This window comes from Porphyromonas pasteri, from assembly GCF_014647755.1.
GTDB lineage: Bacteria > Bacteroidota > Bacteroidia > Bacteroidales > Porphyromonadaceae > Porphyromonas > Porphyromonas pasteri.
This window is the reverse complement of the sequence record NZ_BMPU01000002.1, coordinates 225,995-239,686: the sequence shown is the minus strand read 5'-3', so window position 1 is coordinate 239,686 and position 13,692 is coordinate 225,995. Positions and strand designations below refer to the sequence as shown.

The 13,692-nt window shown below is 56.5% G+C and carries 11 protein-coding genes; 8 read left to right on the top strand and 3 right to left on the bottom strand.

All coding sequences use genetic code 11. The features are described 5' to 3' along the window. Positions 1 to 6 precede the first annotated feature (6 nt). From IEX77_RS04480 to rsxA, 6 genes are read left to right on the top strand one after another with little or no spacing between them, the layout of a single operon-like run. Positions 7 to 921, top strand: coding sequence for a Fe-S cluster domain-containing protein (locus IEX77_RS04480; protein ID WP_060935685.1), 915 nt, complete (start codon positions 7 to 9; stop codon positions 919 to 921). 19 nt (positions 922 to 940) lie between these two features. Next, a complete protein-coding gene (gene rsxC / locus IEX77_RS04475; protein WP_188807907.1) occupies positions 941 to 2,281 on the top strand; it encodes an electron transport complex subunit RsxC in 1,341 nt (446 codons plus the stop codon). A 9-nt stretch (positions 2,282 to 2,290) separates the two neighbouring features. Continuing rightward, positions 2,291 to 3,268: an RnfABCDGE type electron transport complex subunit D gene (locus IEX77_RS04470; protein WP_044114925.1), complete on the top strand. Its 978-nt coding sequence runs from the start codon at positions 2,291 to 2,293 to the stop codon at positions 3,266 to 3,268. Between the two features lie 4 nt (positions 3,269 to 3,272). Further along, entirely contained in the window at positions 3,273 to 3,905 is a 633-nt protein-coding gene (locus tag IEX77_RS04465; RefSeq protein WP_188807906.1) for an RnfABCDGE type electron transport complex subunit G, read from the top strand. An 8-nt stretch (positions 3,906 to 3,913) separates the two neighbouring features. Continuing rightward, on the top strand, positions 3,914 to 4,501 hold the full coding sequence (locus IEX77_RS04460; RefSeq protein ID WP_009432252.1) for an RnfABCDGE type electron transport complex subunit E: 588 nt from the start codon (positions 3,914 to 3,916) through the stop codon (positions 4,499 to 4,501). 5 nt (positions 4,502 to 4,506) lie between these two features. Next, positions 4,507 to 5,088: an electron transport complex subunit RsxA gene (gene rsxA / locus IEX77_RS04455; RefSeq protein ID WP_188807905.1), complete on the top strand. Its 582-nt coding sequence runs from the start codon at positions 4,507 to 4,509 to the stop codon at positions 5,086 to 5,088. Between the two features lie 91 nt (positions 5,089 to 5,179). On the opposite strand, the gene IEX77_RS04450 is transcribed toward rsxA, so the two are convergent. From IEX77_RS04450 to IEX77_RS04440, 3 genes are all read right to left on the bottom strand, one after another. Then, positions 5,180 to 8,032 carry a KAP family P-loop NTPase fold protein gene (locus tag IEX77_RS04450; RefSeq protein ID WP_188807904.1) on the bottom strand — a complete coding sequence of 951 codons (2,853 nt, stop codon included), beginning with the start codon at positions 8,030 to 8,032 and terminating at the stop codon, positions 5,180 to 5,182. Between the two features lie 199 nt (positions 8,033 to 8,231). After that, positions 8,232 to 9,869, bottom strand: a complete 1,638-nt coding sequence (gene groL / locus IEX77_RS04445; RefSeq protein WP_188807903.1) for a chaperonin GroEL — start codon at positions 9,867 to 9,869, stop codon at positions 8,232 to 8,234. A 41-nt stretch (positions 9,870 to 9,910) separates the two neighbouring features. Continuing rightward, a complete protein-coding gene (locus IEX77_RS04440) occupies positions 9,911 to 10,180 on the bottom strand; it encodes a co-chaperone GroES (RefSeq protein WP_009432230.1) in 270 nt (89 codons plus the stop codon). 619 nt (positions 10,181 to 10,799) lie between these two features. On the opposite strand from IEX77_RS04440, the gene IEX77_RS04435 reads away from it, so the two are divergent. Together IEX77_RS04435 and IEX77_RS04430 are read left to right on the top strand one after the other, a co-directional pair. Further along, complete coding sequence (locus IEX77_RS04435; RefSeq protein ID WP_044114934.1) at positions 10,800 to 11,132, top strand: hypothetical protein; 333 nt, start codon at positions 10,800 to 10,802, stop codon at positions 11,130 to 11,132. Positions 11,133 to 11,333: 201 nt separating this feature from the next. Continuing rightward, a complete protein-coding gene (locus IEX77_RS04430) occupies positions 11,334 to 13,667 on the top strand; it encodes a TonB-dependent receptor (RefSeq protein ID WP_229770794.1) in 2,334 nt (777 codons plus the stop codon). Positions 13,668 to 13,692 lie beyond the last annotated feature (25 nt).

The window sequence follows — 13,692 nt, the reverse complement described above, 5'->3', positions numbered from 1 at the left end:
ACCCCTATGTATATCACGATCATCGTCCTGACCCTCATCGGTGTGATCGGCGCCGGCTTGCTGTACGTCGTATCACGCAAGTTCGAGGTCAAGGAAGACCCCCGCATCGCGGAGGTCGCTGAAGTCCTCCCCCAGGCCAACTGCGGGGGCTGTGGCTTCCCTGGATGCGCCGCCTTCGCTGGCGCCTGCTGTAAGAGTGAGACCCTCGAAGGGCTCTTCTGCCCCGTCGGCGGTACGCCCGTCATGGAGAAGGTCGGAGGCATCCTCGGTGTCGCCGCCCAGAAGCAGGATCCGCTGGTCGCTGTCGTGCGCTGTAATGGTACCTGCGACGCGCGCCCACGTACGAACATCTATGACGGTGCCAGCAGCTGTACCATCGCAGCCGCGCTCTACAAGGGCGACACCGACTGTAGCTGGGGCTGTCTGGGCCTGGCCGACTGCGTCCACTCGTGTAACTTCGACGCTATGTATATGGACCCCGAGACGCGCCTGCCGGTCATCCTCGAGGACAAGTGCGTAGCCTGTGGTGCCTGCGTCAAGGCTTGCCCGAAGTACATCATCGAGCTGCGTAAGAAGGGTCCCAAGAGCCGCCGTATCTTCGTCAGCTGCGTCAACAAGGATAAAGGTGGGGTCGCCAAGAAGGCCTGCGGCAATGCCTGTATCGGCTGCTCGCTCTGCTTCAAGGAGTGTAAGTTCGAGGCCATCACCATAGCCGACAACCTATCCTACATCGACCACACCAAGTGCCGCCTCTGTCGTAAGTGCGTCTCCGTCTGCCCGACCAACGCTATCCATGAGATCGGCTTCCCCCCTCCCAAGCCCAAGGAAGAGGCTCCAAAGAAGGAGGCCGAAGCCCCCACACCTACTCCGGCGCCTGCAGCACCTACGCCTACAGAGACTCCCACTCCCGCCCAATCGTAGACCTCAGCCATACACGTTTATGCTTCGCACATTCCGCCTCGGGGGGATTCACCCACCCGAAAACAAGCTCTCAGCTAAGCGCCCCATCGAGGAGCTCCCACTGCCTCGTGAGGTCATCATACCCATCGGCCAGCACATCGGCGCACCTGCCACCCCCATCGTCCAGAAGGGCGACCTCGTCAAGGTAGGCACTATCATCGCCAAGACGTCTGGCTTCGTATCGGCCAACATCCACTCCTCCGTCACTGGCAAGGTCACGAAGATCGATAGCTTCTTCGATGCGGGTGGCTACAAGCGCCCCGCCATCGTCATCGCCGTCACACAGGGCGAAGAGGAGCAGTGGGAAGAGGGCATCGATCGCTCCACGACCCTCGTCAAGGAGTGCACCCTCGAGCCCAAGGAGATCATCGACCGCATCAGTGCCGCAGGTATCGTAGGCCTCGGCGGTGCGACCTTCCCCACGCACGTCAAGCTCTCCCCTCCCCCAGGGGCGAAGGCTGAGGTCCTCATCATCAATGCCGTCGAGTGTGAGCCTTACCTCACCAGCGACCACGCCCTGATGATGAGCAAGTCCGACGAGATCCTCGTCGGCGTCGAGATCCTCAAGCGTGCCCTCGGCGTGAGCCGTGCCGTCATCGGTGTGGAGAACAATAAGAAGGACGCCATCCTTCGCCTCTCGCAGATCGCCATGGACTACCCTGGCACCGAGGTAATGCCCCTCAAGGTGCAGTACCCTCAGGGCGGTGAGAAGCAGCTCATCGATGCAGTCCTGCGCAAGCAGGTCAAGAGCGGTGCCCTACCTATCTCCGCTGGCGCTGTCGTACAGAATGTAGGTACCGTCTTCGCTGTCTACGAAGCTGTACAGAAGAATAAGCCCCTCGTCGAGCGTATCACGACCGTCACGGGCAAGCACCTCGAGACCCCCTCGAACTACCGCGCCCGTATCGGTACGCCTATCGGCCACCTCATCACCGCCTCAGGCGGCCTGCCCGAGGACACGGGTAAGATCATCGGTGGTGGCCCTATGATGGGTAAGGCACTTCTCTCCACGGACATCCCTGTGACCAAGGGTACGTCGGGCATCCTCATCCTCCCTCGTGAGGAGTCGACACGCCGCCCCATGCGCAACTGCATCCGCTGCGCCAAGTGCGTCACCGTCTGCCCCATGGGACTGAACCCCGCCTTCCTCATGCGCGACGTCCAGTATGCCGACTGGAATGCTACCGAGAAGGGCTACATCGTCGACTGTATCGAGTGCGGCTCGTGCAGCTACACCTGCCCTGCCAACCGCCCCCTACTCGACTACATCCGCACCGGCAAGCAGAAGGTATCCGCCCTCATCCGTGCACGCAAAAGCTAACCCTGCCCTATGGATCGCCTCATTATATCTCCTTCCCCCCACATCCACAGCGGTGACAGCGTCGAGCGCAACATGTACGCTGTGCTCATCGCACTTGCTCCAGCGTGCCTCGTCTCACTGGTGACCTTCGGCCTCGGCGCCTTCATCGTGCTCGCCGTGAGCGTGCTGGCCTGCGTCCTCACCGAATGGGTCATCACGAAGTACCTCTACAAGCAGCCCTCCACCATCGGTGATGGCTCGGCTATCCTCACGGGGCTTCTCCTCGGGATGAACCTCCCCTCGAGTCTCCCCTGGTGGATCATCGTCATCGGTGCCATCGTCGCTATCGGCGTAGGTAAGATGAGCTTCGGCGGGCTCGGTGGGAACATCTTTAATCCCGCGCTCGTAGGCCGTGTCTTCCTCCTCATCGCCTACCCCGCACAGATGACGCTGTGGCCCAAGGCTGGGCAGTACTTCAGCTATACCGACGCCGTCACGAGCGCCACGCCTCTGGGCATCGCCAAGGGCATACAAGCTGGCACGCCTGGCATGAGCTGGGATCAGATACCTGCGACCTCTGACCTGCTCTTCGGCATCCACGGAGGTAGCCTCGGCGAAGTCAGTGCGCTGGCGCTGCTCCTTGGTCTCGGCTTCCTGCTCTACCGCCGCGTCATCACTTGGCATATCCCCGTGTCGATCCTCGCTACAGCGTTCGTCTTCGGCGGGATCATGCACCTCGTCAACCCCGCTCTCTACCCCGCACCGCTCTTCCAGCTCCTCACAGGTGGTATGATGCTCGGGGCGATCTTCATGGCTACGGACTACGTGACCAGCCCCATGAGCGCCCGCGGTCAGCTCCTCTATGGTGCACTCATCGGGCTCCTGACGATCCTCATCCGACTCTTCGGTAGCTATCCCGAGGGGATGTCTTTCGCCATCCTCATCATGAATAGCTTCACTCCTCTGATCAATATGTATATCCGTCCGAAGCACTTCGGCGGGCGCTAATGCTATGAAGAAGCTCAGTTCGACACTCCCCAACATGCTCCTCTCGCTCGGGGGCATCTGCGTCCTGGTCTCTGGGATCCTCGCCGTAGTCAACAAGGTCACGACCGCGCCTATCGCCGAGGCAGAGATGCGGGCGAAGGTCGAGGCAATACGTGCCGTAGCACCTGCCTTCGACAACAATCCCTTCGCTGAGAAGCTCATGGTCTTGCCCGAAGGCGAGACCGACAGCCTCACCGTCTACCCCGCGAAGAAGGGTAGCGCACTCGTCGGCTTCGCTATCGAGAGCTACACGCAGAAGGGCTTTAGCGGCCTCATCCGTGTGATGGTCGGCTTCGATGCCGAAGGGCGCCTCGTAGACTTCTCCGTCCTCCAGCACTCCGAGAGCCCAGGCCTTGGCTCGCGTATCCCCGAGTGGTACCACGAGAAGAGCGAGACGGGCGGCATACGTGACATGCGTGGCCTTGATATGAAGGCATCGGCACCGCTCACCGTCTCGAAGGACGGGGGGAAGGTAGACGCCATCACCGCAGCCACCATCAGTAGCCGCGCCTTCCTCGACGCTGTGAACCGCGCTTGGCGTACCTTCTCCTCCCTCGAAGGCACCGCCACAGCACCAGCTACGAACTCTCAAGAATAGTCCCTCCTATGAAACCACTCGATATCATTCGCAACGGGATCGCAACGGAGAACCCGACCTTCGTACTCCTCCTGGGGATGTGCCCCACGCTGGCGACCACGACCTCCGCGCTCAACGGGCTGGCGATGGGTCTGGCCACGATGTTCGTGCTCATCTGCTCCAATACCGCTATCTCGCTCATCAAGCACCTCGTCCCCGACGCCGTGCGTATCCCGAGCTTCATCGTCGTCATCGCTGGCTTCGTGACCATCGTGCAGATGCTCATGCAGGCCTTCGTCCCCTCGCTCTACGCTTCTCTCGGCCTCTTCATCCCGCTGATCGTGGTGAACTGTATCGTCCTCGGGCGTGCCGAAGCCGTAGCTGCTAAGCAGGGCGTGCTCCACAGCGCACTCGACGGCGTGGGCATTGGCCTCGGCTTCACCCTCTCGCTGACGCTGCTGGGCTTCGTCCGTGAGTTCCTCGGTAGCGGCTCTATCTTCACCCTCCAAGTCCTCCCCAAGCAGTACGGCGCCCTGCTCTTCGTCCTCGCTCCTGGGGCGTTCCTCGTCTTGGGTTATCTCATTGCTCTGAAGAATAAGCTGAGCGCAAAGAAGTAAATCTCATGACTCACTATCTCCTCCTCTTCGTTGCGGCGGTATTCGTCAACAATGTCGTCCTCTCGCAGTTCCTCGGTATCTGTCCCTTCCTCGGCGTCTCGAAGAAGGTAGACACGGCTATCGGCATGGGCGCTGCGGTGACCTTCGTCCTCGCGCTCTCGACGATGTGCACCTTCCTCCTGCAGAAGTTCGTCCTCGAGCCCTTCGACATGGTCTATATGCAGACCATCTCCTTCATCCTCGTCATCGCCGCTCTCGTGCAGATGGTCGAGATCATCCTGAAGAAGGTATCCCCTGCACTCTACCAAGCCCTCGGCGTCTTCCTCCCGCTCATCACGACGAACTGCTGCGTCCTCGGGGTCGCTATCCTCGTCATCCAGAAGGAATACACGCTGCTGGAGAGTGTCGTCTACGCGATCTCCATCGCTATCGGCTTCACGCTCGCCCTCGTGGTCTTCGCTGGCATCCGTGAGCAACTCTCTCGCACTGAGCTCCCCGCCTCAATGAAGGGCATTCCCATCGCCCTCATCTCCGCCGGCATCCTCGCCATGGCCTTCATGGGCTTCAGCGGCATAGTGAAGATGTAAGAAGCACAAGCCCATACTCCCTCACATACAACAGCCCCCAGCACTACCATCGGGTAGAGCTGGGGGCTGTTATATATGAAGGGCTTAATAATTAGTTGTTACACTTGTCGGTAGCTTTGGATGATTTTAGCAGATTCCAAAGCCCAGGAATAGACCTCGGCAACCACTTAAGTAGAGTTCTAATATCGGGCTCTTTCACTATTAAGTTTAAGACCTCCTGCATTTCCGAAGTAGTCATCAGTTCAATCCAGGCTTCAACAGATAGCCCAGCATCATCGAGTCCATTCAGCATCTTTTCTCTAAAGATCGCAGAAGAAGGCTCATCATACTTTGTTAGAAATAGCCAAATACTGTGCTCCGGATATGCTTTAATCCAGGGTACAAGTGTCTCTGTAATGACTTCTCGTGTGCCTATATCTTGGCAAAACAAACCATATACAACACTCTGCAAGTTCATCACCTGGTTGAGGATAAATTCATCACCCCAGCCCCCACCATAGGTATAGTCCTCACACTGCAACAGATGCTCATACCGCTTGAAACACGAGTTAAATACGTCCTTCAGATGGTCTTCTACCTCTGCCTTTGTATATATATATGTAGCAATATCTTGTCGCCGCAAGCCTCTCATGATGCAGAAGCACCTGTATGCAAGAGCTGGATACTCAGCTATAACCCAGTCAAACAACCTCATCTTAAAGTCATTACACTTACCTCTCGCTACAATGCCCCAATCCTCGTAGCAAGTATAAGTACCTCTCCGCAAACAAAACCTCAGACTATTCTCAAGCTCTTCGGCACCGCACTTATCAGCCATATACGCGATAAACTTCCATGTTCTTATGCGGTCTTCATTAGGAAGGGGGCGTGATTCTATCATCTTATCAAGCAAACGAATCATGGCTTTTCTATCACCCATACGATAGCGCCTATCAAGCACCTCGCACCCCGATTCGTCATCCTTACACTGCACTAATGCTAATACATCTTGACACCACGATTCTCTATCCTCATCTTCTAGGTCTGGGAAATAAGAAGTAAAACCTCTTCTATCCTGAATCAAAGAATTGACTCCTATACCTGGTAGCCCTTTGGAAGATTGTCCGCTTACAACATTGTCTCGCCCCTCAAACAGCGCAGAAACGACCTCTGTAGAAGCGGCCCACTGAGCCGCTTGAACAACTGGACTTATGTGATCTGACAGCATGGAGCCAGAGTCTTCTTGCGAAGTATCGTCAGAAGAGCCACTAGCAATATTCCGCTTGGAAAAAGGATTCTTGCGAGCCCAGCGATTCTCTGGATCCAAGGAATAGAAGGGACCATTGTCATCAAAGCATATTCTATACTTCACAGCATCATACACTCCTGGATCCTTATACTTCAGAAGTGTGAGCAAGAAGAAGTCTATCGGATCTACATAATCCTGTACTTTATATCTCTGCGATATTTCGAGGGAGAAGTCCGAAATAAATATCTCTTGATAGCGCTTGAGATGCCTCATGGAACCTAAGTGAGAGACAATATATGGGGCTATTTCATGCCAGCCCTGCAAAACGACTTGCTTTGTGATCAATTCTCCATCCCCCAGCTTCTCCTCAAGGGACTTCACCATAACCTCTGCAAGCTTTTCTTCAACATAGCTAGATAGATGAACCTCTCGAGTAATATACTTATCTAAGTACCCCTGGCTAGGGTTAACTCCTAGATACTTCTGAAATACATCATTTGCATACTTCTTATCACATGCGACGAGGAAGACCGTATTCTTGAAGTCAGCATTGACATCAATCAGCTTAATCGTCTCCAATAGCTCCTCACCCTCAAGACGATCCAAATCATCCAAGATGATATATAGTCTCTTACCAATCTTCTCAATCGCAGTGCTAACAGTAGCCTTATCTCCCTTGACACAGAGTAAGCGTAAGACATCTGCAAGTAGGCGTGCCTTTGAGAAATTATTCAGTAGCCCTATCTGCTCTGCATATCGAGTCACTATAAGGCTCGCTCCCCAATAATATCGTGAGAGCTCTTGAGCAAGCTTCGCAAAGAAATCCTCCTGAATATGCTCTACAGACTTGGCTGAGCGAGGATTGAAAGTAACCACGACCCCATCTGCAGATAACTCGTTTGACAAGAGGTTAAGAAATGAAGTCTTCCCATAGCCCCAAGGAGCAATGATACCATAGCAAGTAGATCGCTCCTTTAAGTCTAGTCCCCTTAGCTCCTTCGCCAGTTCGCAAACCTTGGAGTTAAAGCCCAACTTATCATCCTCAGCATGCTCAATGGGACCTGAAGTCGCCTGTTTTTCTTGATGTCCGACCTCCGCTTTCTGCTCGCACAGTCGTTTTAGCTTTGACCATATCCTTCTAGTCCATAACACCCGAAGTTTCCTGGCACATCTCCTTGCTTGCTTTAATATCAAGTTACATAGCTCAACTTCCACGGTCTTCTTATATAGTCGTATTGGCTTTGACCATATCCTTCGCATCCAAAATACACGAAGCATCCTCATACACCGTCTGTTTGAGCTTAGATAGCGTAAAACACCACGCCATCCCATTACGTATAGCCATGGTAAGAATAGGAGGTCCGTCCAAGTTGCACGGAATACCATCCAATCTCCTAATGGTATTCTCCAGAAGTAAAACTCGGGGCTTAGCCTATAGTATAGGTAAGCTGCCGCCAAAAGGAGTAATCCCCAACGGAGCTGTACGGGTATGTACGTTCTCTTATATCGCCTAGGCAATATGTAGCAGCAACAGACCACTAACAGACAGACGAAAGCTCCAAACCAGTGCGGAGATAGCTCTGCGATACAATGCTCCTGCACGAAGGACAAGAGCTTCCGTATATACGGATCTACCATCAAGAAGGCTGCAACGGCAAGGGCTATTTGGAAAGCTCCACGCCAAGAGAAGAAAGAAGTAGTAGTCGTTTTACTCATACGCTGGGATAAGTGAGTTGGTATTGAGGTTGTAGCATCAAGCGGGGATGCTGTATTGCAAAGGTAAAGAATTAGCGCTGGGTCTTGGAGAGCGCACGCATACAGGGTATTAGACCTTGGTGATAAACGCACTACGCCCCGCCTTCGTTGGACGAAAGCGGGGCGTAGCTATATGTACTTGGAGTGTCGCGGGAACGGCTTACATCATGCCACCCATGCCACCCATACCGGGGTTCATGGCGGGCATAGCGGGAGCATCCTCCTTCTTGTCGGCGATGACGCACTCGGTCGTGAGGAACATACCTGCGATCGAAGCGGCGTTCTCCAGTGCTACACGCGTGACCTTTGCTGGGTCGATGACGCCCGAAGCGTAGAGGTTCTCGAACTGGTCAAGGCGAGCGTTGTAGCCGAAGTCACCTTCGCCATCCTTGACGCGCTGTACGATGACAGCACCTTCCTTACCAGCGTTAGCGACGATCTGACGCAGGGGCTCTTCGACAGCACGGCGGATGATCTCGATACCCGTCGTTTCGTCGTCGTTCTCCCCGACAAGGCCGTCAAGAGCACGGACAGCACGCAGGAGCGCCGTACCACCACCAGGGACGGTACCTTCTTCGACGGCAGCACGCGTAGCGCTGAGGGCGTCGTCGACACGGTCCTTCTTCTCCTTCATCTCGACTTCGCTGGGTGCACCGACGTAGAGGACGGCGACACCACCGGAGAGCTTAGCCAGACGTTCCTGGAGCTTTTCGCGGTCGTAGTCGGAGGTCGTGTTAGCGATCTGCGCCTTGATCTGAGCGGCACGCTCGCGGATCGCTTCCTTGTCACCAGCACCATTGACAATGGTGGTGTTGTCCTTGTTCACGCTGATCTTCTCAGCCTTACCAAGCATATCGAGGCTAACAGCGTCGATGCTGAGGCCGGTCTCTTCGCTGATGACGACGCCATCGGTGAGGATAGCGATATCCTGCAGCATAGCCTTACGGCGGTCACCGAAGCCAGGAGCCTTGACGGCACATACCTTCAGGCCACCACGCAGGCGGTTGACGACGAGGGTAGCGAGGGCTTCGCTGTCGATGTCCTCAGCGATGATGAGCAGAGGACGACCCGTCTGTACGGTCTGCTCGAGGATAGGAAGGATCTCCTTCAGCGTAGAGATCTTCTTGTCGTAGATGAGGATATAAGGGTTCTCCAGCTGGGCCTCCATCTTCTCAGAGTTGGTGACGAAGTAGGGAGAGATATAGCCGCGGTCGAACTGCATCCCTTCGACGACCTCGACAGTCGTCTCGATACCCTTGGCTTCTTCGACGGTGATGACACCTTCCTTGTTCACCTTGCGCATAGCCTCGGCGATGAGCTGACCGATCTGCTCGTCACCGTTAGCGGAGATCTTAGCTACGTGCTCGATCTTCTCGAAGTTGTCACCGATCTCCTGCGCCATAGAGCGGATCTCAGCGACGATCTTAGCGACAGCCTTGTCGATACCGCGCTTGAGGTCCATAGGGTTGGCACCTGCGGTGACGTTCTTCAGCCCGACACCGATGATGCTCTGGGCAAGGATCGTAGCCGTGGTCGTACCGTCACCAGCATCGTCATTGGTCTTCGAAGCAACTTCCTTGACGAGCTGAGCACCCATGTTCTCGAATGGATCTTCGAGCTCAATCTCCTTAGCTACGGAGACACCGTCCTTGGTGATGTGGGGTGCGCCATAGGTCTTACCGAGGATGACGTTGCGACCCTTAGGGCCGAGGGTTACCTTGACAGCGTTAGCCAGAGCGTCGACGCCGCGCTTGAGGCTCTCACGTGCCTCTATATCGAACTTAATTTCTTTTGCCATGATTGTATCTGATATCTGTATTCTTACTTAGCGAGAAGGGATTAGATCGTAGCGAGGACGTCGGACTGACGCATGATGAGGTACTTCTCACCTTCGTGCTCGATCTCGGTGCCAGCGTACTTGCCATAGAGGACGACGTCGCCAGCCTTGAGGACCATCTCTTCGTCCTTCGTGCCACCACCTACGGCGATGACTTCGCCACGCAGGGGCTTTTCCTTAGCTGAATCGGGGATGATGATACCGCTCACGGTCTTCTCTTCTTGGGCAGCGGGGCGAATGAGTACGCGGTCTGCCAGGGGCTTAATGCTCATGATCTAAGTAGTTATATGTGTTGTTTTATATTCTTCGTTTCGCTTGGGGCTGGGGCATAAGCCCCCCCACCCTCGTCTTCTACCGAGCAAGGAGCGTGCCAAAGCCCAGTGAAGCCCCATTCTACTCACCTCCTGCCAATATGACACACCGCCCCCACCTGCCGCTGTCAGCGTGTACGACATTATATATATCGAGCGCACGAAGGAATGGGCGAGCAAAGGACCGAAGAGCAGGGATACCGCCCCCATCCATTACAAGACGCTTGCACCGTGCCGTACGCTACGCAGCGCATAGCAGTGCGACCTTGAGCCTCGCCTCTTCGCAGGAAAAAGCAAGAAACAATAGTGGAATGCCCTCCTATCCGTACGAAGAAAAGCTGCGAACCTATGGTAGATAAGCTTAATCTACGTGCGTGGCTCTAATATCTACGTGCGCAGTCCTTAGGATTTGCGTGCGTAGTCTTTAAGACCACGTGCGTAGACAGAGGAAGATCACTATGGGAAGCTGCTTTTTTCTCCACGCAAATACCACTTTTTCTCAGGCGGACACGCTTCCCTTGATATAAGCCTTCGGTCTGAATTCGTTATATTTGCAGGCAGTAGCACCTCGCACAAGATTATGCAGACCAACGAGCGATATACCCGCCGGCTGGCGACCCTCTTCCTCGGGCTCTTCCTGAGTCTCCTGGCGATGGTCAGCCTCCACGACTTCAGCCACCGCGCTGACGCCGTGCAGGACGTCGTGTCTACAGAGGGCTACACCTCCCACGTGACGAAGACCGACTGCTCGATCTGTCACTTCGTCCATACCCCGTTCTTAGCTCTCGCCATCGGCACGCTGCTCGCAGCAGTGGCTCTCGGCGTGTGCCTCCTCGGGGTGCGCCTGGTGCGTCTTGCCCACTCGATCCGCAGGGATGCGGTACAGCTACGGGCACCTCCCACCTTCGCCTAAATCACTCACCAGAGGCCACTTGTAGGGTAATCTTTGCCCTGCCTCTACCCCCTATGTATCACTTATAGCGTGCTCCCTGTCTGTATGGGAGTGCTACGCATAGCCGTGTAGCTCGTGGCTACCGCTGGCTATATACGCGAAGAGGACCGCTATGCCATAGCCTCTTCCCGACCCTTCATCCATATCATCCTTTTCCTGCCTATGTGCTATCTATCACTGGCAAGATGGCGCGGCGTCCTCCTATCTCTGGGGATGCTCCTCGCCCTTGCCCTGGGTGCATGCCCTGTGCATGCCCAGAGCCGTAGCCTCATCATCCAGGTCCTCGACGATCGAACTGGAGAGCCTCTCCCAGGCGCCGTCGGCCACATCGGCCGTCACTCCATGCAGACCGACCTCAAGGGCCAGCTGACCCTCGCCCTCACGGGGAGCGAGGAGGACGGTCTGCACGTCCATCTCGTCGGCTATCACGAAGGCTTCATCCCTCTGGACAAGCTCCGCAGCACCCCCAGCCCCTTCACCCTGCGTCTGCGCCCTGAGGAGCGCGACCTCTCTTCGGTGAAGGTCGTCGGCAACCGCCGTCCTGTCTCTGCCAACGTCGTTTCCTCAAAGGTCTCCACCGAGCGCATCGAGCGTAACCTCGGGCGCAACCTCGCCTCCCTCCTCACCGAGGTCAGCGGTGTCACGAGCCTGCAGACGGGCACGACGACAGCGAAGCCCGTCATCCACGGCATGTACGGCACGCGTGTGCTCATCGTCAATAATGGCGTCCGCCAGTCGGGCCAGCAGTGGGGCGACGACCACGCCCCCGAGGTCAGCGTCGATGCCAACGACCAGGTCCACGTCGTCAAGGGCGCCGAAGCGGTAGCACACGGCTCCGAAGCCCTCGCGGGCGTCATCATCCTCGGGCAGAGCGCACTCCCCTATCGTGGACGCGCCCTGCAGGGGACGCTGGCGACGAGCTTCGCCACCAACGGCCGTCGCTTTACCGAGGTCGCGAAGCTCGAAGGCGCTCTGCCCTTCCTGCCTTCGCTTGCTTGGCGTGCGCAGTTCTCCTACACCAATGCAGGTGACCGCTCGACGGCGAAGTATCTCCTCACCAATACGGGCGTCAAGGAGCTGGACTACTCACTCGCCCTCGGTTGGCGTGGTGAGCACCTCTCTCTCGAGAGCTACTTCAGCCAGTATCAGAATAAGACGGGGCTTCTTCCCTCGGGTCACCTCAAGAATGCCAACGAGATCGAGGCGCTCATCGAGCGTGGTCGTCCGCTGACCTTCCGCCCCTTCTCCCGCCATATCGACTATCCCCACCACGACGTCCTACACCGCCTGTGGAGCATCAAGGGGCGCTATGATGATGAGCATCTCGGCACCTTCACCCTGCAGACCTCGCTACAGACCGACCGCCGAGATGAGTACAACATCCGCCGCAATGACCGCTCCTCCTTCCCCACGCTGGCGCTCGACCTGAAGAGCTTCCAGGCGGATGCTGCTTGGCGCAAGCACTACCACCGCTGGGATACGGAGCTGGGCCTGCACTTCGTCGGCACGGAGAACTACAACCGCCCTGGTACGGGTGTCGTGCCCATCATCCCGAACTACACCGAGGTCACGGGTGCAGCACACCTCCTGCAGAAGTACCAAGCCGAGCGCTGGGGTGCTGAGGTCGGCCTGCGTCTCGACCAGATGACGCTCAAGGTAGCTGGCTACGACATCTATCAGCAGCTCTTCAAGGACACGAAGCGCTTCACGAACCTCACCTACAGCATCGGCGGGCACTACCACCTCTCGCCCCTATGGCACGTGACGACGAACCTCGGGGCAGCCTTCCGCGCGCCCCACGTCCACGAGCTCTACAGCGAAGGGAATCAGCACGGCTCGGCGATCTACATCCGTGGGAACCGCAACCTCAAGAGTGAGCGCGGCTACAAGTGGATCACCTCCGTAGAGCACTCGGGTGAGCGCCTACATGTGCGTGCCGATGGCTATCTGCAGTGGATTGACGGCTATATCTTCGATGCGCCGACACACACGATGCACACGACGCTCTCGGGCGAATATCCCTTCTTCACCTATCAGCAGCGTGATGCCTTCTTCCGTGGCTTTGACATCGACGCATCATACCGCTTCCCGCAGGATATCGAGTACGGGGTGAAGAGCTTTATGGTATGGGCTAACGAGCGTGGCACGGGCCAACTCTTCCCCTATATCCCCTCCTTCCACCTCGGTCAGCACCTCAGCTGGAGCCCTAAGCTCGGCGGGGGCTTCTCGGGTAAGGTCACGCTCAATCACCTCTTCGTCGCTCGCCAGACGCGCTTCGACTCCGCTATCGACATCGCTGACGCACCGCCCGCCTACGGGGTATGGGGTGCCGAAGTCGAGCTCTCGAAGACGCTGAAGAATGGCCAGTCCCTGCGCCTCCTCCTCACGAGCGACAACCTCCTCAATGCCGAATACAAGGAGTACACGAACCGCGCTCGCTACTACGCCCACGAAGCGGGTCGCGATATCCGCGCCTCACTCCTGTGGAAGTTCTGATCACCTCGCTTATCTCTCTCATCCT

Bases quoted from the DNA above. Each gene is read 5' to 3' on its own strand.
- IEX77_RS04480 (WP_060935685.1), top strand. From the start codon at position 7: ATGTATATCACGATCATCGTCCTGACCCTCATCGGTGTGATCGGCGCC.
- rsxC (WP_188807907.1), top strand. From the start codon at position 941: ATGCTTCGCACATTCCGCCTCGGGGGGATTCACCCACCCGAAAACAAG.
- IEX77_RS04470 (WP_044114925.1), top strand. From the start codon at position 2,291: ATGGATCGCCTCATTATATCTCCTTCCCCCCACATCCACAGCGGTGAC.
- IEX77_RS04465 (WP_188807906.1), top strand. From the start codon at position 3,273: ATGAAGAAGCTCAGTTCGACACTCCCCAACATGCTCCTCTCGCTCGGG.
- IEX77_RS04460 (WP_009432252.1), top strand. From the start codon at position 3,914: ATGAAACCACTCGATATCATTCGCAACGGGATCGCAACGGAGAACCCG.
- rsxA (WP_188807905.1), top strand. From the start codon at position 4,507: ATGACTCACTATCTCCTCCTCTTCGTTGCGGCGGTATTCGTCAACAAT.
- IEX77_RS04450 (WP_188807904.1), bottom strand. From the start codon at position 8,032: ATGAGTAAAACGACTACTACTTCTTTCTTCTCTTGGCGTGGAGCTTTC.
- groL (WP_188807903.1), bottom strand. From the start codon at position 9,869: ATGGCAAAAGAAATTAAGTTCGATATAGAGGCACGTGAGAGCCTCAAG.
- IEX77_RS04440 (WP_009432230.1), bottom strand. From the start codon at position 10,180: ATGAGCATTAAGCCCCTGGCAGACCGCGTACTCATTCGCCCCGCTGCC.
- IEX77_RS04435 (WP_044114934.1), top strand. From the start codon at position 10,800: ATGCAGACCAACGAGCGATATACCCGCCGGCTGGCGACCCTCTTCCTC.
- IEX77_RS04430 (WP_229770794.1), top strand. From the start codon at position 11,334: ATGTGCTATCTATCACTGGCAAGATGGCGCGGCGTCCTCCTATCTCTG.